General features: G+C 69.1%; 18 protein-coding genes and 1 pseudogene. 8 read left to right on the top strand and 11 right to left on the bottom strand.

The window, feature by feature from the left end; translation table 11 throughout:
• Positions 1-70: 70 nt before the first annotated feature.
• The gene (locus OH768_RS48560) at positions 71-1,480 is read left to right on the top strand and encodes a hypothetical protein (RefSeq protein WP_406463532.1); all 1,410 of its coding nucleotides are present in this window, start codon (positions 71-73) and stop codon (positions 1,478-1,480) included.
• A 12-nt stretch (positions 1,481-1,492) separates the two neighbouring features.
• On the opposite strand, the gene OH768_RS48555 is transcribed toward OH768_RS48560, so the two are convergent.
• The 9 genes from OH768_RS48555 to OH768_RS48515 all read right to left on the bottom strand — a co-directional run bounded on the left by OH768_RS48555 (position 1,493) and on the right by OH768_RS48515 (position 11,240).
• Positions 1,493-2,116 carry an FxLYD domain-containing protein gene (locus tag OH768_RS48555; protein ID WP_406463530.1) on the bottom strand — a complete coding sequence of 208 codons (624 nt, stop codon included), beginning with the start codon at positions 2,114-2,116 and terminating at the stop codon, positions 1,493-1,495.
• A 69-nt stretch (positions 2,117-2,185) separates the two neighbouring features.
• Positions 2,186-3,490: an alpha/beta fold hydrolase gene (locus OH768_RS48550; RefSeq protein WP_406463529.1), complete on the bottom strand. Its 1,305-nt coding sequence runs from the start codon at positions 3,488-3,490 to the stop codon at positions 2,186-2,188.
• Positions 3,491-3,591: 101 nt separating this feature from the next.
• Complete coding sequence (locus tag OH768_RS48545; protein WP_406463527.1) at positions 3,592-4,617, bottom strand: LacI family DNA-binding transcriptional regulator; 1,026 nt, start codon at positions 4,615-4,617, stop codon at positions 3,592-3,594.
• 88 nt (positions 4,618-4,705) lie between these two features.
• A complete protein-coding gene (locus tag OH768_RS48540; protein ID WP_406463525.1) occupies positions 4,706-6,118 on the bottom strand; it encodes a BNR repeat-containing protein in 1,413 nt (470 codons plus the stop codon).
• A 20-nt stretch (positions 6,119-6,138) separates the two neighbouring features.
• Positions 6,139-6,459, bottom strand: coding sequence for an L-rhamnose mutarotase (locus OH768_RS48535; RefSeq protein WP_406463523.1), 321 nt, complete (start codon positions 6,457-6,459; stop codon positions 6,139-6,141).
• A 17-nt stretch (positions 6,460-6,476) separates the two neighbouring features.
• Positions 6,477-7,559 carry a rhamnose ABC transporter substrate-binding protein gene (gene rhaS / locus OH768_RS48530; protein ID WP_406463521.1) on the bottom strand — a complete coding sequence of 361 codons (1,083 nt, stop codon included), beginning with the start codon at positions 7,557-7,559 and terminating at the stop codon, positions 6,477-6,479.
• A gap of 97 nt (positions 7,560-7,656) precedes the next feature.
• A complete protein-coding gene (locus tag OH768_RS48525; protein ID WP_406463519.1) occupies positions 7,657-8,634 on the bottom strand; it encodes an ABC transporter permease in 978 nt (325 codons plus the stop codon).
• Positions 8,627-9,667: an ABC transporter permease gene (locus OH768_RS48520; protein WP_406463517.1), complete on the bottom strand. Its 1,041-nt coding sequence runs from the start codon at positions 9,665-9,667 to the stop codon at positions 8,627-8,629. Before OH768_RS48520 ends, OH768_RS48525 begins: the two co-directional genes overlap by 8 nt.
• Positions 9,668-9,722: 55 nt before the next feature.
• Complete coding sequence (locus tag OH768_RS48515; RefSeq protein WP_406463515.1) at positions 9,723-11,240, bottom strand: sugar ABC transporter ATP-binding protein; 1,518 nt, start codon at positions 11,238-11,240, stop codon at positions 9,723-9,725.
• Positions 11,241-11,501: 261 nt separating this feature from the next.
• Between OH768_RS48515 and rhaI the strand changes: the two genes are divergently transcribed.
• The 6 genes from rhaI to OH768_RS48485 all read left to right on the top strand — a co-directional run bounded on the left by rhaI (position 11,502) and on the right by OH768_RS48485 (position 19,283).
• On the top strand, positions 11,502-12,662 hold the full coding sequence (gene rhaI, locus OH768_RS48510; RefSeq protein ID WP_406463513.1) for an L-rhamnose isomerase: 1,161 nt from the start codon (positions 11,502-11,504) through the stop codon (positions 12,660-12,662).
• Positions 12,663-12,793: 131 nt separating this feature from the next.
• Positions 12,794-14,833: a bifunctional aldolase/short-chain dehydrogenase gene (locus tag OH768_RS48505; protein WP_406463511.1), complete on the top strand. Its 2,040-nt coding sequence runs from the start codon at positions 12,794-12,796 to the stop codon at positions 14,831-14,833.
• The gene (locus OH768_RS48500; RefSeq protein WP_406463509.1) at positions 14,830-16,293 is read left to right on the top strand and encodes a rhamnulokinase family protein; all 1,464 of its coding nucleotides are present in this window, start codon (positions 14,830-14,832) and stop codon (positions 16,291-16,293) included. Before OH768_RS48505 ends, OH768_RS48500 begins: the two co-directional genes overlap by 4 nt.
• Before the next feature lie 73 nt (positions 16,294-16,366).
• Entirely contained in the window at positions 16,367-17,134 is a 768-nt protein-coding gene (locus OH768_RS48495; protein WP_406463507.1) for a (Fe-S)-binding protein, read from the top strand.
• Positions 17,131-18,618, top strand: coding sequence for a LutB/LldF family L-lactate oxidation iron-sulfur protein (locus tag OH768_RS48490; RefSeq protein WP_406463505.1), 1,488 nt, complete (start codon positions 17,131-17,133; stop codon positions 18,616-18,618). The genes OH768_RS48495 and OH768_RS48490 overlap by 4 nt, the downstream gene beginning before the upstream one ends.
• Positions 18,615-19,283 carry a lactate utilization protein C gene (locus OH768_RS48485; protein WP_406463503.1) on the top strand — a complete coding sequence of 223 codons (669 nt, stop codon included), beginning with the start codon at positions 18,615-18,617 and terminating at the stop codon, positions 19,281-19,283. The genes OH768_RS48490 and OH768_RS48485 overlap by 4 nt, the downstream gene beginning before the upstream one ends.
• Here the strand turns inward: OH768_RS48485 and OH768_RS48480 are convergent.
• Positions 19,256-22,255, bottom strand: a complete 3,000-nt coding sequence (locus OH768_RS48480; RefSeq protein ID WP_406463501.1) for a family 78 glycoside hydrolase catalytic domain — start codon at positions 22,253-22,255, stop codon at positions 19,256-19,258. The two genes, OH768_RS48485 and OH768_RS48480, sit on opposite strands and share 28 nt — an antisense overlap.
• A 201-nt stretch (positions 22,256-22,456) precedes the next feature.
• Between OH768_RS48480 and OH768_RS48475 the strand changes: the two are divergent.
• Positions 22,457-23,533: pseudogene (locus tag OH768_RS48475) on the top strand (ABC transporter ATP-binding protein).
• Between the two features lie 15 nt (positions 23,534-23,548).
• On the opposite strand, the gene OH768_RS48470 reads toward OH768_RS48475, so the two are convergent.
• A complete protein-coding gene (locus tag OH768_RS48470; RefSeq protein WP_406463499.1) occupies positions 23,549-24,127 on the bottom strand; it encodes a hypothetical protein in 579 nt (192 codons plus the stop codon).

Here is a 24,127-nt window from a genome sequence, read left to right as displayed (position 1 = left end):
CGAGCATGCCATTTTTCGGCACCCCAGGTCCGTTTGCGGGGCGAGAGGGGCAGGACGACGATGGGAAATCATGGACCCGGTCGGCATCGCGTCCCGCAGACTGCCGAGTGTCGCGACCCTGGTCCTGGCCGTCCTCGCGACGGCGGTCCTCACCCTCGCAGCCACGGCCCGCTCCACCGTGGTCTCACACGGTTTCTACCGGTCCGCACTGGACGAGGAGAAGGCCTACGACCGGCTCTACAGCCAGGTGCTGGTGGATCCGCGGACGGCCGCGGTCACCCGGGGGCTGCTGGCCCGGCTGCCGGTGCCGGAGGCGCAGGTCACTTCCAACCTCAAGCTGGTGCTGCCGCCGGAGACGGTCCGTGATCTCACCCAGCAGCAGATCGACGCCGTGGTGGGCTATCTGGGCGGCGAGCGCGACTCGCTGGTCCTCAAGGTCGATCTGCGGCCGGTGCTGGCCAACCTCAACGACCTCGCGCAGATCTACTTCGGCGATCTCGTCGCCTCCGTGCAGAACCGGCGCTGGCTGGCCCTCGCCACGGGCGGCGCCGCCGTCGCCGGCCTCCTGCTGGTGCCGTACGCCGTCACGCCCACCACGTCCCGCACCTGCGAGGGCCGCGCCGACCTCTGCGACCGGTCCTACGACGAGGTCGCCTACCTCACCTCGCACAACGCGATGTCGACCACCGTCGACCGGTTCCTCGGCCCCCTCCAAGACCCGGGAATCACCGCCCAGTTGGACGACGGGGTGCGCGCCCTGCAGATCGACACCTACCGGTGGGAACGCCCGGACGAGATCACCGCGCGGCTCGCCGAGTCCGACTTCACCCCGGAACAGCGGAAGTTCATCACCGCGGCCGTGAACAAGGTCAACCCGCCGCGCGAGGGGCTGTGGCTGTGCCACTCGGTGTGCCGGGCCGGCGCCATCGCCCTGGTGCCCGCGCTCCGCGAGATCGGCGACTGGATGCGCGCCCATCCGACCGAGGTGATCACCCTGATCGTGCAGGACGCGATCAGCGGCGAGGACACCCAACGGGCCTTCGCACAGGCCGGGTTGAGCGACCTGGTGCACACTCCGGACCCCGATCCCGCGAAGCCGTGGCCGACGCTGGGCGACCTGATCGACAGTGGGCGCCGGCTCGTCGTCTTCGCCGAACAGGCCGACGGTCCGGCGCCCTGGTGCCGCAACTTCTACGACAACGGCATGGAGACCCCGTTCGCGTTCCGCACGCCGGACACGATGACTTGCGTACCGCATCGCGGTGGCAGCGACAAACGCCTGTTCCTGCTCGATCACTTCATCACCATCGACGGCGGCAGCCGCCTGGACGCGGGCGAGGTCAACGCCCGCCCATTCGTGCTCGACCGCGTCCACCGCTGCGAGCGGGAACGCGGTCGGCCGGTGAACTTCGTCGCCGTGGACTACACGACGATCGGGGACGCGGGCGGAGCGGTGGCGGCGCTCAACTCCGAGCGCTGAACCGCCTGTTGGTCAATAGCGTTGCGCCTTGGCCAACTTGGGGGTCAGCACCGGCTCCGGCGGCTTCGTGCTGATGGCGACCGGCTGGGCCTTCGCTCCGGGTGCGAGGTTCTCGGCGCCGACGTAACGCGTCTCCACCACCTTCCCCGAGGAGTCGAGGAAGTCGACCTGAACGGCGTAGGACGCCTTCTTGTCGGTCTTGTTGGTGATGGTGACGAGGACGGCGAGGAGCCCGCCGGTCTGGGCGCGCGGTTTGCCGGTCATGGCGACGTCCGACATCGCGTTGCCCTGGCCCGTGACGTTCTTGAGTTCGTTCTGGGCGTCCTTGCTCGCGCGGGCGACCTCGGCCGACACGGAGGCCTCGAAGGAGGACGCGGCGGCCGAGGCGGAGGACGCCGCGGCGGAGGACGCCGCGGCGGAGGCCTGGGCGCGGGCCGACGCGATCGCCGAGGACGCGGCCGACTTCAGGGCCGACGGTGTCATACCGGAGAAGGAGGCCTTGTCCGGGGTCGGGGTCTGTGAGCTGCTGCCGGAGCTGTTGTCGTCGCCGCAGGAGACCAGCGCGACCGTGCTCGCCGCGACGACGGCGAGGACCAGGGCGGCCGGGCGGGCCCGGCGGAGTGACTTGATATTCATCGAAATGAACCTTATGTCGGAACTTCCGAGGTCACATCTCGTCGCCGGGCTCGCCTCCCGTCGGCGGACTCAGGCCTCGTCGCGCGTGAGGGCCAGCAGGCGGTCCAGGACACGTGTGCCGCCGGCCCGTACGCCGTCGTGCTCGAACTCGTCGGTCACCCAGGTGCGCAGGCCCCGGATGGAGCGGGCTGTCTGGAGCGAGTGGGTCGCGTCGACGTACATGTCGTCGTGGTAGACGGCCGCGGCGACCGGGACCTCGTTGGCGGCGAGGCGCGCCGGGTCGTAGAGCGGCTGCCAGTCGGTGCGGGCGGCGAGGAGTTCGGCGGTCTCGCGGAGCGGGCGCAGCGCGGGGTCGCAGTCGAACATCCAGGGGTGGATCGTCTCGCCGGTGAAGAGGAGGGGGCCGTCGCCCGCGAGGGTCTTGGCGGCGTCGAACTGCGGGAACTCGGTGCGGACGCGCTCGGCCGACCAGGCGGTGGGGCGGGCGTCCTGGGCGTAGACCGCCTCGTGGACGAGGGCGTAGAGCGGGTGGCCGGCATAGGAGAGGGAGTTCTGGACCTCTTCCTGGAACGCGTCGGAGAGCTCGAAGCCCTGCGGGGTGCGGACGAAGGCGTTCTCGAGGAGGAAGTGGAGGCGGTGGCTGCCCTCGCTGCCGCCGAGCATGATGCCGAGGGACTGGAAGGCCTCGGCGGTGAGCCGGTAGCCGTTCGGCAGGACCGGCTCGTGGCGCAGGAGGTACTCGGCGATGCGGCGGGCGCGCTCCACGTCCTGCGGGTAGCGGTCGTAGTGGGCGGCGACCTTGCGCTCGATGCGCGGGTAGGCGGCCCGGTAGACGTCGTCGGCGTGGGCGTCGAGGGACGGCAGGCCGCCGGTCAGGAGGGCGGTGCGCAGGCCCTCGGGGGCGGTGGACAGGTAGTTCACCGTGCAGAAGCCGCCGAAGCTCTGGCCGAGGACGGTCCAGGGGGCGCCGCCGGTGAGGGCCGGGCGGATGGTCTCGCAGTCCCGGACGATCGAGTCGGCGCGGAAGTGCGCGAGGTGCTCGGCCTGCTCGGCGGGGCCGCCGCGCAGCGGGAGCGTCTGGCGGTTGAGCGGGGTGGAGTGGCCGGTGCCGCGCTGGTCGAGGAGGAGCACGCGGTACTCGTCGAGCGCGCGGTCGAGCCAGGCCTGTCTACCGACGAAACGATTCGCCCCGAATCCGGGTCCGCCCTGCAGGTAGAGCAGCCACGGCAGGTCCTCCCGGTCCGCCTTGTCGCTCGCGACGACCTCACGGGCGTAGAGCTCGATGGTCTCGCCCGTGGGGTCCTCGTGGTCGAGGGGCACGGTGAAACGGCGGTCGGTGAGGACGACGCCGGACTGGCGGTAGCTGACGGACAACGGGACTCCTGGTACGGACGAATGACGGGCCGCGTCACAGTCCAGCACATGTGCGTCCGATATCCGACCCCCTGGATCATGAAATCCTACTGACCGGCCGATCAGCGGGCGGCGAGGCTTGAGCGGCGCACCACCAGTTCCGGCTGGAGCACGACCCGGCGGTGCTCGTGCGGGCGGGCCGCGGTCTCCGCCTCGGTCTCCTCCAGGAGCAGCTCGGCGGCCAGGGCGCCCATGGTGACGGCCGGCTGCCGGACCGAGGTGAGGGGGACGGCCGCCGCCGCGGCGAACTCGATGTCGTCGTAGCCGACGATCGCGAGGTCGTCCGGGACGCCGACCCCAGCCGCGAACATGGCCTGGAGCACGCCGAGGGCGAGCAGGTCGTTGGCGCAGAAGACGGCGGTGGGCCGGTCGGCGAGGCCCAGCAGCCGAGCACCTGCATCACGTCCCGCCGCCACGTCGAGCCGGTCGGTGGGCAGCTCGCGCAGCGTGCCGGGGTCGAGACCGGCCTCCACGAGCGCGTTCTTGGCACCTGTACGGCGGTCCCGCACCTGGTTGAAGCCGGGCGGGCCGCTGACGTACGCGATGGAGCGGTGCCCGGCGTCGACCAGGTGCCGCACGGCGAGCGCGCCGCCGGCGACGTCGTCGACGGAGACCGAGCACTCCGTGGTGCCCTCGGCGACGCGGTCGACGAGCACGAAGGGAATGCCGTGCCGGCGGAACGACTCGATGTTGCGTCCGGTCGCGTCCGCCGGGGTCAACAGCACGCCCCGCACCCGCTGTTCGGCGAAGAGCGACAGGTACTCGGCCTCCTCGCCCGGGCTCTGCGCGCTGTTGCAGACCATCACGCCGAGCCCGGACTCGCGCGCGGCCCGCTCGGCGCCGCGGGCCACGTCCACGAAGAACGGGTTGCCCATGTCGAGGACGAGCAGCCCCATGATCCGGCTGCGGCCCGCGCGCAGCTGGCGCGCTGACTCGCTGCGGACATAGCCGAGGCGGTCGATCGCGGACAGCACCCGGGCCCGGGTCTCCGTGGCGACGGTGTCCGGGCGGTTGATGACGTTCGAGACCGTGCCGACGGAGACTCCGGCGGCACGGGCGACGTCCTTGATACCCACCGGCTGGGCCATCAGGCGGAGACCTCCAGGGTGACGTGGGGCGGCGGGAAGGCCTTCACATTACCGTCATGACCTTTGCCGACTCCGGCGGCTGCCCCGGTCACGCGGGCAGGGCGAAGTCGACGACGTGGAGTGCCGAGGGGGTCGTACCGCTCGACTTCTCCTGGTACATGACCGACAGCACGTTGTCCGCCTTCACGCGCGGCTCGTCGATGACGACCTCGCCGAACGCGTTCAGGTCGCCCGCGTCGTACAGCAGCGCCCAGTCGGAGTACCCGGACGCCTTCGAGGCGCCGGCGATACGGCCGTAGGGCAGCACCGCGTAGGCGTTGTCGTACTTGTCCAGGACCAGCTTGGTGCGCTGGCTGGAGTTCAGGGCGATCGGGATCTCGGTCTTCTGCCAGCTGCCCGACGAGTTCCTGCGGACGTGGAAGGCGCGGCCGTTGGCGGTGCGGTCGGTGACGTAGTTCGTGGTGCACTGGCCGAAGCGGCCGGGGACGTAGCTGATGATCGCGTGCGGGAGGCCGGTGGAGTCGGTGGACTGGCTCTCCTGGTTCATCAGGGAGTGGTCGGGGTTGAGGGAGTCGACGACGAGTCCGCCGTCCGTGACGGCCACGGTGTCCGAACTACCCGTTGTTCCTACGACAGTTCCGGCGTCGTTGCGCCAACTGCGGCCCCGGTCGGTCGAGTAGACGTAGCCGGTGTCGTGGTTGGTGATGCCGCCGCTGTTGCACATCACTGCGGCGGACTGCTCGCGCCAGGTGAAGAAGGAGTGCAGCCGGCCGTTGACGTCGTAGTCGATGCCGTGGAGGTACATGTTGCGGGCCGTGCTGGAGCCGTGCGTGCTGGTGTAGGTGCCGCTCGAGGCACTCCACTCCCCCAGTGCGGTCCAGGCCGAACCGTCGTACTCCGCAAGGGCGTTGCGGCCGTTGCCGGAGATCCCGACACGGTAGCTGAGCTGCAGCTTGCCCTCGGGGGTGGCGATGAACTGGGGGTAGGTGAACTGCGAGGTGAGTGCCACACCGTCCAGCGAGGTCTGTACGGCGCCCAGGACGGCCGAAGTCCAGGCGGTGGACGCCGGGTTGTCGAGGAGACCGGCGATCGACTTGACGTAGAAGAAGCCGTCGCTGTGGGAGTCCATGTTGAGGTGCAGACGGCCGTCGACCTTGGAGACGCCCATGGAGATGACGTTGTGGGAGTCGTCGCTCTTGAGCTGGTGGGAGAGAGCGATCGTCGACCAGGTGGTGCCGCCGAGGACTCGCCGGGCGACGACGGCGTACTTGGTGGACGTGTACCAGGCGGCGTACTGGTAGCCCTTGTAGGTCAACAGGCCGTTCTTCTGGAACGAGTTGTTGTTGACCAGGCCGTCGTAGGAGACGAAGTAGACGGCCTGGGCGTCCAGTTGGGTGGTGCTCTTCTTGGTGACGGAGGGGCCGGGGACGGCCGCCCGTGCGATGCCCGGCGTTGCCACGGCCGCAAGTATGGCGGTGGTGAGCACGGCGCGTCTTCTCATGAACGGCTCCTGTGGGGGGATCACGCGAGGTGGAAGACCTCGGTGAGGGGCTTCATCGCTTCGTCGGGACGGGCGCCGTCCAGGGACTCGAAGAACGGCGCCATCTCCGCCTGCCAGCGGGAGTTGATGTCGGTGACTTCCATGCCGGCCTGGGCGGCTGCGAAGTCCTCGGTCTCCAAGTAGCCGACCAGCAGGCCGTCTTCGCGCAGGAAGAGCGAGTAGTTGTGCCAGCCGGCAGCCGAGAGTGCGTCGAGCATCTCGGGCCACACGGCGGCGTGCCGCTCGCGGTACTCGTCGAGGCGGTCCGCCCGGACCTTCAGCAGGAAACACACGCGCTGCATCAACACCCCTGTAGCTGCTAGAAGTTGAACTGGTCGATGTTCTTCACGTCGAACACGGTCGGCTTGCCGAGGTTGATCACACCGTCCTTGCCGATGGTGTACGACGTCCCGCCGGCCTTGAAGGTCTCGCCCTCCTTGCCGGTGATCTGCCCGGACACCAGCGCCACTGCCGTCTGCGCGGCGAGGGCGCCGAGCTTCGCCGGGTCCCACAGCTCGAAGCCGTCGACGGTGCCGTTCTTGACGTACTTGCGCATGTCGTTCGGGGTGCCCAGCCCGGTGAGCTTGACCTTGCCCTTGTACTGGGAGCCGGACAGGTACTGGGCGGCGGCCTTGATGCCGACGGTGGTCGGGGAGATGATCCCCTTCAGGTTCGGGTGCTCCTGGAGGAGGCCCTGCGTCTGCTGGAAGGACTGCTGGGCGTCGTCGTTGCCGTAGGCGACCTTGACCAGCTTGATGTTCTTGTACTTGGGGTCCTTCAGCTCGTCCTTCATGAAGCCGATCCAGGTGTTCTGGTTCGTCGCGGTCTGCGCGGCGGACAGGATCGCGATCTCGCCCTTGTAGCCGATCTGCTGGGCGAGCAGTTGCACCTGGGTGCGGCCGAGGTCCTCGGCGCTGGCCTGCGAGACGAAGGCGTTGCGGCACTCGGGGTTGGTGTCGGAGTCGTAGGTGACGACCTTGATCTTGTTGCTCATGGCCTGCTTGAGCGCGGTGCAGAGGGCGCCCGGGTCCTGCGCGGAGACGGCGATCGCGTTCACCTGCTGCTGGGTGAGCGTGTTGACGTAACTCACCTGTCCCGCCGTGTCGGTGGCGCTGCTCGGGCCGACCTCCTTGTACTTCTCGCCCAGTTCGGTGAGGGCCTTCTCGCCGCCCTTGTCCGACGTGGTGAAGTACGGGTTGTTGACCTGCTTGGGCAGGAACCCGACGGTGAGCCCCTTCTTGAGGGCCGCGTTCGGGTCCGCCTTGCCCCCGGTGACGGCCGACCCGGTGTTCTCGTCCTTCACATCCTTCTTGGTGGTACCACCGCAGGCGGTCGCGGCGAGGGTGAGGGAGGTGACGGCGGCGAGGGCCGCGCAGGCACGACGGAGGGATGACTTGCGCATGTCGGTTCCTTTGTGACGAAGGTGAGTACGACGCGCCCTATAGGGGCGCGGGGAACTGCGCGACCAGCCACAGCCGGGCCGGCAGCTTTCGAACGACCTATCCGACGGCGCGCGCGGCGGCCCTCGCGATGGCAATCTGGCGTGCGACCCGAGGGCCAAGCACCGAAACAACGAGCAGCACACCGGTGACGACGATCTGCGACTGTGCCGAAACGTTCAGCAGACTCATCACGTTCTGCAGCGCCCCGAGCAGAAAGACACCGGCGATCGCACCTCCCAACGTCCCCTTCCCACCGTCGAAGTCGATCCCGCCGAGCAACACCGCGGCGACGACGGACAGTTCGAGCCCGGTCGCGTTGTCATAGCGAGCACTGGCGTAGTGCAGCGCCCAGAAGATCCCGGTGAGCGAGGCCATCAGGCCCGTCACCGTGAACAGGATCAGCTTCTGCCGCTTGACGCGGAGGCCCGCGAACCGCGCCGCCTCCTCGTTCGCCCCGATCGCGAACAACGACCGCCCGAACGGCGTGGCGTGCAGAACGACCACCGCGATCGCCAGCAGCACGAGGAAGGGCAGGAAGGCCCGCGGAAGGAAGGTGCCCCCGAGCCGACCGGCCGCGAAGTCCAGGTACTGCGTGGGGAAATCGGTCACCGCGTTGGAGCCGAGCACGATCTGCGCGATGCCCCGGTACGCGGCCAGCGTGCCGATGGTGACGGCGAGGGACGGCAGTCCGAGCCGGGTGACGAGCAGCCCGTTGACCAGTCCGCAGACCAGGCCCAGCAGCAGGCAGATCGGGATGATCGTCTCGATCGCCATGCCGTCGTTCCACAGCTTGCCCATCACCGCACCCGACAGGCCGGCCGTCGAGGCGACCGACAGATCGATCTCGCCGGCGACGACCAACAGGGTCATCGGGAGCGCGATCAGTGCGATGGGCAGGGTGTTGCCGATCAGGAACGACAGGTTCAGCGCGTTGCCGAAGCCGTCGACGGAGGTGAAGGAGAACAGCAGCAGGACGACGAGGAGGGCGCCGACGACCGTGTCCCAGCGGATCGCGCGCGTCAACGACTCAGGCATGGCGGGCGTTCCTCTTCTTCAGTGCGGTGGCCACACGCAGGGCGACGATCCGGTCGACGGCGATGGCGAGGATGAGCAGGATGCCGTTGATGGCGAGCACCCAGACGGAGCTGACGCCGAGGGCGGGCAGCACACTGTTGATGGAGGTCAGCAGGAGGGCGCCGAGGGCCGCGCCGTAGACGCTGCCGGAGCCGCCGGTGAAGACCACACCACCGACAACTACCGCGCTGACGACGGTGAGTTCGTAGCCGGTTCCGGTGCCGGAGTCGACGTTGCCGAAGCGGGCCAGGTACATCGCGCCGGCGAGTCCGGCGAGCCCGCCGCAGAAGGTGTACGCGGCGAGGATCCGCTTGCGGACAGGGATGCCGGCGAGCCGGGCGGCCTCGGGGTTGGAGCCGAGGGCGTACAACTCCCGTCCGCTGCCGAAGTGTTTGAGGTAGTAGGCGGTGACGATCAGTACGGCGAGCGCGATCAGCGCCAGCCAGGGCACCGCCGACAGGCCGCCGGAGCCGAAGTCCACGAATCCGCCCGGGAGATCGGCGGCCGTGATCTGCCGTGAGCCGACCCAGATGGAGTCGACGCCCCGGATGATGTAGAGCGTGCCGAGCGTGACGACCAGGGCGGGCACCTGACCGAGGCTGACGAGCAGCCCGTTGACCAGCCCGAGGCCGATGCCGAGCAGCACGGCGAGGAGGATCGCGACGACCGCGTTGCCGCCGCTGTGGAGGTAGTCGCCGGTGGCGAAGGCCGTGATGCCGAGCGTGGAGCCGACCGACAGGTCGACGTTGCGGGTGATGACCACCAGTGACTGACCGGTGGCGACCAGGACCAGGATGGTCGCGTTGAGGAGCAGGTCCTTGATGCCCTGCTCGGACAGGAACTGGCTGTTGCCCGCCTGGGTGATGCCGATCATCACCAAAAAGACGACCAGGATGGCGAGTTCGCGCATCTTGAAGACCCGGTCGACCAGCCGGGTGCCGCTCGACTCGGGCACCTCGGCGGCGGGTGCGGGATTGGGCGCGGTGACCGTCATACGGCGGCCCTCCCGGAAGCTGCGCTCGACGGGGTTGCCGTCATGAAGGACCTGTTCATGCGGCGGTCCTCCCGGTGGCTGCGGCCATCACGGATTCCTCGGTGGCTTCGGAACGGGGGATCTCTGCGGTGAGCCGGCCCTCGTGCATCACCAGCACGCGGTCGGCCATGCCGAGGATCTCGGGCAGATCGGAGGAGATCATCAGGACGGCGACGCCGTCGGCGGCCAACTCGCTGAGCAGCCGGTGCACTTCGGCCTTGGTGCCGACATCGATGCCACGGGTCGGCTCGTCGACGATCAGCACCTTGGGCCCGGTGGCGAGCCACTTGGCGAGGACGACCTTCTGCTGGTTGCCGCCGGAGAGCGTGTTGACGGTGTCGGCGATCCGCGCGTACTTGACGTGCAGCTTCACCGCCCAGTCGAGGGAACGGCTGCGCTCGGCGCCCCGGTCGACGAGACCGGCTTTGACGGTCGTACGCAGGCCGGTCAGTCCGATGTTGCGCTCGATCGACATGTCCATCACCAGGCCCTGGGCCCGCCGGTCCTCGGGGACCAGGGCTAGGCCCGCGGCCATCGCGGTGGAGGGGGCGCCGTTCGTCAGCGCCTTCCCGTCGACCTCGACGCCGCCGGCGTCCCACCGGTCGATGCCGAAGACGGCTCGCGCCACCTCGGTGCGGCCGGCGCCGACGAGCCCGGCGAGACCGACGATCTCTCCGCGCCGTACGTCGAAGGAGACATCGGCGAAGACACCCTCGCGGGTCAACCGCTTGACGCTCAGGGCGACTTCGCCGGGTTCCACGTCCTGCTTGGGGTACAGCTCGTCGAGATCGCGGCCCACCATGCGTCGTACGAGATCGTCCTCGGTCATTCCCTCGACCGGCTCGCTGGAGATCCAGGCGCCGTCGCGGAGGGTGGTGACCTGCTGGCAGATCTGGAAGATCTCCTCCAGGCGGTGCGAGATGAACAGGACGGCTGCGCCCTGTTCGCGCAGGGTGCGGACGACGCCGAAGAGGCGGGCCACCTCGCTGCCGGTGAGGGCGGCCGTCGGCTCGTCCATGATGAGGACCCGGGCGTCGAAGGAGAGCGCCTTGGCGATCTCCACGATCTGCTGGTCCGCGATGGACAGACCCCGCGCCGGGCGGTCGGGGTCCAGTTCCACGCCCAGCCGCTTCATCAGGTCGGCGGTCGCCGCGTGTGTGGCCTTGTGGTCGATCCGGCCGAGGGCACGGCGGGGCTGGCGTCCCATGAAGATGTTCTCGGCGATCGACAGATGGGGGAAAAGGGTCGGTTCCTGGTAGATCACGGCGATTCCCGCGTCGCGGGCGTCACCGGGGCCGTGGAAGACGACGGGTTCGCCGTCGAGCAGCACCTGGCCGGCGTCGGGCCGGTGCACACCGGCGAGGGTCTTGATGAGAGTGGACTTGCCCGCGCCGTTCTCACCGGCGAGTGCGTGCACCTCACCGGGGAACAGTTCGAGGGACACGTCCCGCAGGGCGCGTACCGCGCCGAAGGACTTGGAGATGCCCTTGAGCGCGAGCACCGGGGCCGGACCCGCGTCTGACGGGTGGGTCATGAGGGGCTCCTCGACGACGTCGGCGGGGAGCCGTCCAGGCGTCGTGAAAGGTTTCAACTTGGTTGCCGGGACGTTAGGCGCGCCAGCCTTGTCACGTCAATGGGTCCGCATCGAAAAACTTTCGATAGCCAAAGGTCACATTGGAGTCACGGAGCACAGGCTTCGCCGCAGGGCTTGACACCCCTTCGGGAGGCTCATAGCTTCGCTCTCTGAATCGTTTCATACATACATCGTTTCGTCGCATGTCACAGGAGCCCACAAGTGACCGATCTCGCCGCGGTGAAGGCCGCGCTCAGGACCCAGGCAGTCGAGACGCCGTCGTGGGCGTACGGGAACTCGGGGACCCGGTTCAAGGTGTTCGCCCAGGAGGGTGTACCGCGGACCCCGCAGGAGAAACTGGAGGACGCGGCCAAGGTCCACGAGTTCACGGGCGTGGCGCCGACGGTGGCCCTGCACATTCCCTGGGACCGGGTCGACGACTTCGGGGCGCTGGCCAAGTTCGCGGACGACCACGGGCTGAAGCTCGGCGCGATCAACTCCAACACCTTCCAGGACGACGACTACCGGCTCGGCAGCGTCTGCCATCCCGACGCGGCGGTGCGGCGCAAGGCGCTCGACCATCTGCTGGAGTGCGTCGACATCATGGACGCGACGGGGTCCGCCGACCTGAAGCTGTGGTTCGCGGACGGTACGAACTATCCGGGGCAGGACGATCTGAGCGCGCGCCAGGATCGGCTGGCCGAGGCCCTGGCCGCGGTGTACGCGCGGCTCGGGGACGGGCAGCGGATGTTGCTGGAGTACAAGTTCTTCGAGCCGGCGTTCTATGCGACGGATGTTCCGGACTGGGGGACGGCCTACGCCCATTGTCTGAAGCTCGGGCCCAAGGCGCAGGTCGTGGTCGACACGGGGCATCACGCGCCGGGCACGAATATCGAGTTCATCGTGGCGACGCTGCTCCGGGAGGGGAAGCTCGGGGCGTTCGACTTCAACTCGCGGTTCTACGCGGACGACGATCTGATGGTGGGGGCGGCGGATCCCTTCCAGTTGTTCCGGATCATGTACGAGGTGATTCGGGGTGGGGGGTTCACGGCCGATGTGGCGTTCATGCTCGATCAGTGCCACAACATCGAGGCGAAGATTCCGGCGATCATCCGGTCGGTGATGAATGTGCAGGAGGCTACGGCGAAGGCGTTGCTCGTGGACCGGGATGCGTTGGCTGCTGCGCAGCGGGCTGGGGAAGTGCTGGAGGCCAATGCCGTGGTGATGGACGCGTACAACACGGATGTGCGGCCGTTGCTCAGGGAACTGCGCGAGGAGCAGGGGCTTGCCCCTGACCCGATCGTGGCGTATCGGGCGAGTGGGTGGCAGGAGCGGATTGTTGCTGAGCGGGTTGGGGGGCAGCAGGCGGGGTGGGGCGCCTGAGCGTCTGCCTGGATCCGTTCGTTTGCGGGGTGCGGGCCGGATGTGGCTGGTCGCGCCCACGCGGCGGAGCCGCATATAGATACAGCCCCGCGCCCCTGATAGTCCCCTCTCTCAAGTAAGGACCCGAGTTCATGGCACCGCACCACGAAGCCGCCGACCTCATCGCCCGTTCTCATCGGCTTGGCGCTGATCCTCGCAACACCAACTACGCCGGCGGTAATACGTCTGCGAAGGGGACTGACATCGACCCCGTCACCGGGGGTGATGTCGAGTTGATGTGGGTGAAGGGGTCCGGAGGGGATCTCGGGACGCTCACCGAAGGTGGGCTGGCCGTGTTGCGGCTTGATCGGATGCGGGCGCTTGTCGACGTTTATCCGGGGGTCGATCGCGAGGACGAGATGGTGGCCGCGTTCGACTACTGCCTGCATGGGAAGGGGGGTGCGGCGCCCTCCATCGATACCGCCATGCACGGGCTCGTGGACGCGGCTCATGTCGATCATCTGCATCCCGATTCCGGTATCGCGCTCGCTTGTGCCGCTGACGGGGAGAAACTGACCGCCGAGTGTTTCGGGGACTCCGTGGTGTGGGTGCCGTGGCGGCGGCCCGGGTTTCAGCTGGGGCTGGACATCGCCGCCGTCAAGGAGGCCAATCCGCAGGCCATCGGGTGTGTGCTCGGGGGGCATGGGATCACCGCGTGGGGTGCCAGTTCCGAGGAGTGCGAGCGGAACTCGTTGCACATCATCCGCACCGCCGAGGCGTTCCTCGCCGAGCGGGGGAAGGCGGAGCCCTTCGGGCCCGTCGTCGAGGGGTACGGTCCGCTCGGCGACGGTGAGCGACGGGAGCGGGCCGCCGCCCTCGCGCCGTACGTCCGTGCCGTCGCGTCCCAAGACCGGCCGCAGGTCGGGCACTTCACCGACTCCGAGGTCGTGCTTGATTTCCTCGCGCGGGCCGAGCATCCGCGGCTCGCGGCGCTCGGCACCTCGTGCCCCGACCACTTTCTGCGGACCAAGGTCAGGCCGCTCGTTCTCGATCTGCCGCCCACCGCTCCGCTGGACGAGGGGATCTCGCGGCTTAAGGAGCTGCACGCCGTCTATCGCGAGGAGTACGCCGCCTACTACCAGCGGCATGCCGTGTCCGACTCCCCCGCGATGCGCGGCGCCGACCCGGCGATCGTGCTGATCCCGGGCGTGGGCATGTTCTCCTTCGGCAAGGACAAGCAGACGGCGCGGGTGGCCGGCGAGTTCTACGTCAACGCCATCAACGTGATGCGCGGCGCCGAGGCGGTGTCGTCGTACGCGCCGATCGAGGAGTCGGAGAAGTTCCGCATCGAGTACTGGGCCCTGGAAGAGGCCAAGTTGCAGCGGATGCCGAAGCCCAAGCCGCTCGCCACGCGGGTCGCGCTCGTCACGGGTGCGGGGAGTGGGATCGGAAAGGCGATCGCGCGGCGGTTGGTCGACGAGGGCGCGTGCGTTGTCGTCGCGGATCTCAACTCCGAGAGCGCGCAGGCCGTTTCGGAGGAGTTGGGTGGGCCGGACAAGGCTGTCGCCGTGACTGTTGATGTGACGGATGAAGGGCAGATCGCTGATGCCTTCAAGGCTGCTCTACTCGCCTTCGGTGGAGTCGATCTCGTCGTGAACAACGCGGGCATCTCCATCTCCAAGCCTCTCTTGGAGACTTCGGCGCGGGACTGGGATCTGCAGCACGACATCATGGCCCGTGGTTCCTTCCTTGTCTCGCGTGAGGCGGCGCGGGCGATGATCGCGCAGGGGCTCGGTGGCGACATCCTCTACATCGCGTCCAAGAACGCCGTGTTCGCCGGGCCCAACAACATCGCCTACTCGGCGACCAAGGCCGACCAGGCCCATCAAGTGCGGCTGCTGGCAGCCGAGTTGGGCGAGCACGGGATCCGGGTCAACGGGATCAACCCGGACGGTGTCGTGCGCGGTTCGGGAATCTTCGCGGGTGGCTGGGGTGCGCAGCGGGCGGCGACCTACGGGATCGAGGAGGAGAAGCTCGGCGAGTTCTACGCCCAACGCACCATCCTCAAGCGGGAGGTGCTGCCGGAGCATGTCGCCAACGCCGTCTTCGCCCTCACGGGTGGGGACTTGACGCACACCACCGGGCTGCACGTCCCGGTCGACGCCGGCGTTGCGGCAGCCTTCCTTCGGTGAGCGCCGACGTGAAGGCGTACGCCGCGGTCGACCTCGGCGCCTCCAGTGGGCGGGTCATGGTCGGCCGTGTCGGGCCGGACTCCCTGGAGTTGGCGGAGGCCCACCGTTTTCCCAACCGGCCCGTCCGCACTCCGGAGGGGCTGCGCTGGGACATCCTCGCGCTGTATGCGGGGGTTCTCGACGGGCTCCGGGCGGCGGGCGCGGCCACCGGTGGCCGGGTCGACTCCGTCGGTATCGACAGTTGGGCCGTGGACTACGGGCTGCTCGACGCGGACGGGGCGTTGCTGGGCAATCCCGTGCACTATCGGGACGCCCGCACGGAGGGGGTCGCCGAGAAGGTGTGGGCGACCGTGCCGGCGGGCGAGTTGTACGCGTCGACCGGGTTGCAGTACGCGCCCTTCAACACCCTGTACCAGCTGACTGCGGCCCGCGACTCGGCTCAACTGGCGCACGCCGAGCGGCTGTTGCTCATCCCGGATCTGCTGTCCTACTGGCTCACCGGGGAGCAGGGCACCGAGCTGACCAACGCCTCCACGACCCAGCTCGTCGATCCCCGGACGCGCGACTGGTCGTACGACATCGCCTCGCGTCTGGGTATCGACCTCGGGCTGTTCGCGCCCCTGCGACAGCCGGGGGATCCGGCGGGCGTGCTGCGGGCCGAGGTGTTGGAGGAGACGGGGCTTCGGGGGCGGGTGGCGGTGACGGCGGTGGGGTCGCACGACACCGCGTCCGCCGTCGCCGCCGTTCCCGCCGTGGCGGAGCGGTTCGCCTATATCTGCACCGGCACTTGGTCCCTGGCCGGGCTGGAGCTCGACGCGCCCGTGCTGACCGAGGCGAGCCGGGCCGCCAACTTCACCAACGAGTTGGGGCTCGACGGCACGGTCCGTTATCTGCGCAACATCATGGGGCTGTGGCTGCTTCAGGAGTGTGTACGGGCCTGGGGCGAGCCGGAGTTGGGCGAGTTGCTGCGCGGGGCGGCCAGGGTGCCGGCGCTGCGGTCGGTGGTGGACGCGGGTGACGCGGTGTTTCTGGCGCCGGGGCGGATGCCGGAGCGGATCGCGGACGCGTGCCGTGGCTCGGGGCAGCCGGTGCCGGAGTCCCGGGCCGAGATCACGCGCTGCATCCTCGACTCGCTCGCGCTCGCCCATCGCCGGGCGGTCGACGACGCTCAGGTCCTCGCCGATCATCCGGTCGACGTCGTGCACATCGTCGGGGGCGGCACCCGCAACGCCCTGCTGTGCCAACTGACCGCCGACGCCTGCGGGTTGCCAGTGGTGGCGGGTCCTACGGAAGCTGCCGCGCTGGGCAATGTACTCGTTCAGGCGCGGGCCCACGGGCTCGTCGGTGACCTGGCCGGGATACGGGGGCTGCTCGCCCGTACCCAGCCGTCGACGCGCTACGAACCGCAGGGCGACACCGCCCGCTGGCGGGCCGCGGAGGCCCGGCTCGCCGCGCGGTGAATCAGGGGCTCCCCCAGACGGTGACCTCCGACTACGCTGCACTCATCCGATGATCGACCACTAAGGAGCCGCGATGCGTGTCGCCCTGTTCCTGACTTGCGTCAACGACACGCTGTATCCGGACACCGGGCGCGCCGTGGTGAAACTGCTGACCAGACTGGGCGTCGAGGTCGACTTCCCGATGGCGCAGACCTGCTGCGGACAGGCCCACTACAACACCGGCTACCGCCATGAAGCCGAACCCCTCGCCCGGCATTTCTCCGATGTCTTCGGGGAGTACGAAGCGATCGTCACGCCGTCCGGGTCGTGCGGGGCGATGGTGCGGGAACTGTATCCCCGTATGGGGGAAAGGGCTCGGGCGGAGGGGCGCGGAGACACCCTCGCGGCTACGCTGGCGCCGGTGGTACCGAAGACGTACGAACTGACCGAGTTCCTCGTGGACGTGCTCGGGGTGACGGATGTGGGCGCCTACTATCCGCACAAGGTGACGTATCACCCCACCTGTCACGGGCTGCGCAGCCTGGGGCTCGGTGACCGGCCCCTCAGACTCCTCCAGGCCGTCAAGGGGCTGGAGTTGGTCGAGCTGCCCGGTGCCGACGAGTGCTGTGGCTTCGGCGGGACGTTCGCCGTGAAGAACGCCGATGTCTCGGCGGCGATGGGCGCCGACAAGGTGCGCAACGCCGAGTCGACGGGGGCGGAGGTGCTGTGCGCGGCGGACAACTCCTGTCTGATGCACATCGGGGGCACGATGGCCCGGCTCCACACCGACATGCGGCCCGTCCACATCGCCGAGATCCTGGCCGCCACGGAAACCTCCAGCGAAGAGGAGCCGAGCGCATGAGCGGCACGTTCGTCGGTATGCCCGCGTTCCCGGCCTTCCCCGTGGCCGCGCACGAGGCCGTCAACAACCAGACCCTGCGCGGCAATCTGCGGCACGCCACCCACACGATCCGCGCCAAACGCGCCAAGGCCGTCGCCGAGGTGTCCGACTGGGCCGCCCTGCGCGAGGCCGGCAAGCAGATCAAGGACCACACGCTCCGTCATCTCGACCGCTATCTCGTCCAGTTGGAGGAGTCGGTGACGGCGGCCGGCGGTGTCGTCCACTGGGCCGCCGACGCGGACGAGGCCAACCGGATCGTCGTCCAACTGGTCCAGGAGACGGGCGAGTCGGAGGTCGTCAAGGTCAAGTCGATGGCCACACAGGAGATCGGGCTCAACGAGGCTTTGGAGGCGGAGGGCATCCGCGCCTACGAGACCGATCTCGCCGAGCTGATCGTGCAGTTGGGCAAGGACCGGCCCTCGCACATCCTGGTCCCCGCGATCCACCGCAACCGCGGTGAGATCCGGGAGATCTTCGCCCGCGAGATGAGCGAGTGGGGGCGCCCGGCCCCGGAGGGTCTGACGGACACACCGGCCGAACTCGCCGAGGCCGCGCGCCTGCACCTCCGTGAGAAGTTCCTGCGCGCCAAGGTCGGTGTCTCCGGCGCCAACTTCATGGTCGCCGACACCGGCACGCTCGTCGTCGTCGAGTCCGAGGGCAACGGCCGGATGTGCCTCACCCTCCCCGAGACACTGATCTCGGTGGTCGGCATCGAGAAGATCGTGCCCACCTGGCAGGACCTGGAGGTGTTCCTGCAGACCCTCCCCCGCTCCTCGACCGCCGAGCGCATGAACCCGTACACCAGCATGTGGACGGGTACGACCGACGGCGACGGCCCGCGCGTCTTCCACCTGGTGCTGCTCGACAACGGCCGCAGCGACACCCTGGCCGACGAGGTCGGCCGCCAGGCCCTGCGCTGCATCCGCTGCTCGGCCTGCCTCAACGTCTGCCCGGTGTACGAGCGGGCCGGCGGCCACGCCTACGGCTCGGTCTACCCGGGCCCGATCGGCGCGATCCTCAGCCCCCAGCTCCGGGGCACGGCAAGCGAGATCGACGCCTCGCTGCCGTACGCCTCGTCGCTGTGCGGTGCCTGCTACGAGGTGTGCCCGGTCGCGATCGACATCCCCGAGGTGCTGGTGCATCTGCGGGAGCGGGTCGTGGAGGGCGGGCCGGTGACCCGTGAGGGGAACAGGGTCGTGCTGCAGCCCGCCAAGGGGCATGCCGCCGAGCGGGCCGCCATGCGGGCGGCGCGCTGGACGTTCACCCACCCGGGCGCCCTGCGCACCGGCCAGCGGCTGGCCTCACGCACCCGCCGTTTCCATCCCCGGACACTGCCCGGCCCCGGCAGGGCGTGGAGCGGTACCCGGGACCTGCCGGCCGTACCCGCGGAGCCGTTCCGCGACTGGTGGCAGCGCACGCACGGCGGAAAGGACGGTGCCAAGTGAGCAGCAGGGAACGGGTTCTGGGCCGCGTGCAGCGCGCGCTCGCGGATGTGCGCGAGGACGACCCGCCGTACGAGCAGGCGGTTCGGCGGGACTATCTGCGGGAGCACGGGGACCGGAGTGTCGAGCAGACGGTCGATCTGCTGGCCGAGAACCTGGCGGACTACCGGGCCATCGTGCACCGTACGGACCCGGAGGAACTGCCGTACCTCATCATGCGGTTGCTCGCCATGCAGGGACCCCAGTACGTGCTCGTTCCCCCGTGGCTCCCGCCGGAGTGGATGTCGGCCGCCGACCCCACCCGTGTCCACGACCGCGCCGTGAGCACGGCTCATGAACTCGACAAGGTCGGGAGCGTGGTCACGGGCTGCGCAGTCGCCATCGCCGAGACCGGCACCATCGTCCTGGACGGCAGCCCCGACCAAGGCCGTCGCCGGATCACGCTCATTCCCGACCACCACATCTGTGTCGTACGGGTGCCGGACCAGGTGGTCTCCTCGGTGCCCCAGGCGCTCCAACGCCTCGATCCCACTCGCCCGTTGACCTGGATCTCCGGTCCGTCGGCGACCAGTGACATCGAGTTGGACCGGGTCGAGGGGGTGCACGGTCCGCGCACCCTGGAGGTGGTGCTGGTGAGCGATCAGCCGAGCTCGGAGGTCAACTTGTAGCGCCCCGAGGGGAGTTCGAAAGAGGCGGTGCCGTCCGCGAAACCGAGGAACTGAACACCCTCTGCCTCGGCGAGGGGTGTCCCGTGCTCGCGGACGGTGGACGGATCGGCGGCGGGGATGCGCAGGGTCGCGGTGCTGTTGGCGGGAACGACCGTCCGGTACGTCAACTCCCCTTCCCGCACGGTCCATTCGCTGACGATCTCGCCGTAGGGCGAGAGATGCGATCCGGTCACCCGGGTGATCCTGCCGGTGGGGTCGAGGTGCGGCCGGAGGAAGAAGTGACGGAAGCCCGGGTGGGCCGGGTCCTTGGCGATGCCGGCCATGCTCTCGTACATCCACTCCATGATCGCGCCGTAGGAGTAGTGGTTGAAGGAGTTCATGTCGACCGGGCCGAAGCCGTCCTCCTCGGAGTACGAGTTCCAGCGCTCCCAGACGGTTGTGGCGCCGTTCGCCACCGAGTAGAGCCAGGACGGCATCGCGTTCTGGTGGAGGAGCCGGTACGCGAGGTCGGCGCGGCCCTCGTCGGTGAGGACGGGCGCGATGACGTTCACGCCGAGGAAGCCGACGGAGAGGGTGTTCTCGGCGTACTGCACGCGGGTGCTGTCGGGGTGGGCCGCCTTGTAGGCCTCGTTGTTGCCGATGTTGTCGGCGAGCAGGGTGACCAGTTGGCGGTGCTGGTCCTCCGTGTCGTAGAAGCCGAGTTTGAGGATCCAGAGCAGGGCGGTCTGGGTGTCGTCCTCGGTCTTGCCCGCACTGTTGCCGGGTGTGTACGGCGGTGGGTCGCCGAGGCTGGAGCGGACGGTGATGCGGCCCGAACCGGCGTCGGTGGCAAGGTACTTGGTGATGAAGGCCCGTTTGATGCGGGTGAAGAGTTCTTCGTGGGTGGCGGCTTCGGCGGTGCGGCCGGTGGCGTGGGCCATGTCGGCCATGAGACGGGCGCTGTAGCCGTAGTAGACGTCGCTGATGAGCTGAGTGCTGGTGATCTGGAAGGCGAGCCAGTCGCCGAAGACCGCGCCCTGGCCGGTGTAGGTGTCGTCGGTGCGCTGCCGGATCCAGTCGACGTACTTGGTCATCGCCGCCCAACTGCGGTCGATGATCGTGGTGTCGCCGGTCATCTGCCACACCGTCCAGGGCACGACCACTCCGCAGTCCGCCCAGCCGCTCGCCGGAAGCGGCTGGCTGTAGCGGTGGCCGGGGGCGACCCAGGGGAACTGGGCGCCGTCCGCGCCGTAGCGGCGCTGTGAGTCGATCAGGGTGTCCTGGAAGTGGCTGAGGAAGGTGACCGAATCCGCGTTGTAGAGGCCGGTGTTGGCGAAGAGCTGGGTGTCGCCGGTCCAGCCGAGGCGTTCGTCGCGCTGGGGGCAGTCTGTGGGGATCCAGAGGTAGTTGCCGCGCTGGCCCCAACGAACGTTGCTGATCAGCTGGTTGACGTCGGCGTCGTCGGTGGTGACGCCACCGATGTCGCGGAGTGCGGAGGTGGCGACCCGGCCCGTGAGTCCGGAGAGGGTGACGGTGTCGGTCGTGGTGACGGAGACATAGCGGAAGCCGTAGAAGGTCAGTGAGTCCTGATGGGTCTCGCCGGCCGGGTCGCCCTTGAGGATGTAGGTGCTGGTGGCCTGTGCGGTACGCAGGTTGGCGCGGTAGACCGAGCCGACGGGTCCGTCGGCGCCCGCGCTGTCGTCGTTGAGCATCTCCCCCGGTTCGCAGACCACTTGGGCGCCCGCCGGGCCGCGCACGCTGTAGCGGGGCACACCGACCAGGTTCTGGCCGAGGTCGATGACGGCGGTGTCACCGGGGTGCAGGGTGACGGAGGCGGTGGCCGCCGGGCCGGGCTCGGTGACCGTGCGGACGGGGTCGACGACGATCCGGCCCCTGCCGTTCGCGCTGCCCTCCTCGTCGGTCACACCGGTGTAGACGGTGACCGAGCATGGCTTGCGGTCCCAACTCGGCACCAGGCGGGCGCTCTCACCGGAATGGGCGACCAGCCGGGCTTCGGGGAAAGGGTGGTTGTGCTCCTCGACGGCGGCCCAGGTGGTGGCGTCGAACCCGTTCGCCGTCCAGCCCGGGAGTTCCTGGCGGGCGTCGTAGGTCTGGCCGTCGTAGATGTCGTCGGCGCGGTAGGGGCCGGTGTCGGTGGCTCGCCAGCCCTCGTCGGGTGCGGTGACGATCGTCTGGGTCGAGCCGTCCGTGTAGCGGACGAGGAGTTTGGCCCTGAGGGCCAGGGGGTTGCCCTCGGCCGCGTAGCAGGGGCTGTTCTCGGAGATGCGGCTGTTGTACCAGCCATTGCCGAGCACGGCCGCGAGGGTGACCTGTGACGGGTCCGTCAGCAGGTCGGTGACGTCATAGGTGAAGTAGTCGACGGTGGTCTCGTAGTTGGTCCAGCCGGGGGTCAGGAGTTCGTGGGTCGTGCCGTCGCCGTGCGGCACCGCGACCCGTCGGCCGTTGACGTAGGCCTCGTACACGCCGAGTGCGGACACATACAGCCGGGCTTCGCTCACCCGCTCGCCGGTCAGCGCGGTCTGGCGGCGCAGAAGCGGCGCGCCCGCGCCGTTCGTCCGCTTGCCGGCCATGCCGATCCACCGCGCGCCGTCCCAGCCGGTGACTCCGTCGGTGCTGAGCAGGCCGGTCTCGAAGTAGGCGGTGGCGGGGGTGGCTCGGCCGTGTTCGTCCCACACCGTCACCGTCCAGTGGTAGCGGGTCGAGGCCTGGAGTCCGGGGCCCGCGTAGCGGATCGCGACCGAGTCCGTCGAGTCGACACGACCGCTGTCCCAGACGTCGGTCCGGTCGTCGGCCAGGTGCGCGGGGGAGGAGGCGACCTGGATGCGGTACGCCGTCTGACGCCGGCCACGCTCCGCGGATGCCATGCGCCACCCGAACCTCGGGTGTTCCGCGTCCACGCCGAGCGGATCGGCGCGGTGCTCCACCGTGAGGCCCGACACCGTGGTGCCGGAAACGGCGACTCCGTCGTTCATGCCCTGTCCCTTCGGCCCGCCGAGAGGTGGAGTTGTATCGGTTCAGTCCGCCCGATGGTCGAAAATAGTGGGGTTAAAGGTGTGTGTCCACCTCCTGGACAGCACAGGATTTGAAACATTTCAAAACCGGAACGGGTACCTCACCAGCCAGTGGGCCCCCGTTGATGGGCGGTGTCCGACGGACGCCGTCAGCGTGAGGTCTTGATCCGGTTCGAGCAGGTCAGCAAGCGGTATCCGGACGGTACGACGGCCGTGGACGGGCTGTCCTTCGAGGTGTCCGAGGGCGAACTCGTCACGCTCGTGGGCCCCTCCGGCTGCGGCAAGACGACGACCATGCCGGTGCAGCTGCGCCGCCGTATCGGATACGTCATCCAGCAGGTGGGGCTCTTCCCGCACCGCACGGTGCTCGACAACACGGCGACCGTGCCGTCCCTGGTCGGCTGGAAGCGGGCGAAGGCGCGGGCACGGGCCGCCGAACTGCTGGATCTGGTGGGCCTGGACCCGAAGACGTACGGGTCGCGCTATCCGGAGCAGTTGTCGGGCGGTCAGCGGCAGCGGGTCGGGGTGGCGCGGGCGCCGGCCGCCGATCCACCGGTGCTGCTGATGGACGAGCCGTTCGCGCCGTCGACCCCGTGGTGCGGGAGCAGTTGCAGGACGAGTTCCTGCGGATGCAGGCCGCCGTGCGCAAGACGGTGCTGCTGGTCACGCACGACATCGAGGAGGCGGTACGGCTCGGTGACCGTATCGCCGTGTACGGGCAGGGGCGGATCGAGCAGTACGACACCGGGCGCGGTGCTCGGCAAGCCGGCGACGCCGTATGTCGCGTCGTTCGTGGGCGCGGACCGGGGTCTGAAACGGCTGTCCGTCACCGTGATCGAGCCCGACGACCTGGAGCAGCCGCCGGTGGCCCGGGCCGACGAACCTGCCCAGCCTGCGTCCGAGCGGCTACGGGTCGAGGGCGCGCGGTGGGCCGTGGTCCTCGACTCGCAGGGTGAACCGCAGGGGTGGGTCAAGGCCGACGAACTCACGGCCGGCGGCACGGTCGGTGAACTCGCGCACCGGATGAACGCGTGGGTGCCGGTGGGCGCCCCGCTGAAGCAGGCGTTCGGTGTGATGCTCCAGCACGACGCCGGGTGGGTCGCCGTGCTGGACGGGGCGCGCTTCCTCGGTGTGCTGACTCCGGCGAAGCTGCACGAGGCGTTGCGGCGGTCCGTGGACGCGGACGCGCTCGGAGTGCCGCGCGGGCAGGTGGACTTCGACTCGGTGGCGGACGCGTGAGGGTCGCTTCGCGGCTCAGGAATAGGTGATGGGGCAGCCCTGTCGCAGTGAGTGCTGGGCGGCGCGCAGGTACAGGGCCACGTAGAAGGCCGTGTCCAGGTCCTCGCTCCAGCGGCCGGGGCGGGTGGCGGCCAGTTCCTCCGCCTCGCCCTCCAGGAACCAGAAGGTGAGCGCGAGGTTCTCGGTCGCCTCCGGTATCTCGGCGGGCAGCTCCAGGGCCGCCGCCAGGCGTTCGGCGAGGGCGAGCACCTCGGGTGCCCCCGCGATCACGGTCTCGTCCGTGTACGCGGAGCCGATCGGCAGACGTATCTCCGCGTCGAGCGCGAACGGCACCAGTACCGACCAGTCGCCGATCAACTCACGCTCCCCAGGCGTCAGTCGAGCACGGCACAGCGCGTCGAAACCCTTCATGGAAGGGCTCAGTTTCTCCTCGAAGCCCAGGGCACCGTCCCGCTCCGGCGCGGGTACGTACGGCGGCAGCCCGCGCCGGGCCAGCTCCGCGTCGAGCCCCTTGGCGATCGCCCCCATTCCCCCTTCCCCCGTGTCCTCACGCAGCCACTCTCCCGCATCGACATCGATCAGATAGACACCCAT

The sequence above is a fragment of the Streptomyces sp. NBC_01622 genome (genome assembly GCF_045209635.1).
Lineage (GTDB): Bacteria > Actinomycetota > Actinomycetes > Streptomycetales > Streptomycetaceae > Streptomyces.
Note: the sequence above shows the minus strand (reverse complement) of the source record. Positions and strands in the feature narration are given on the sequence as shown.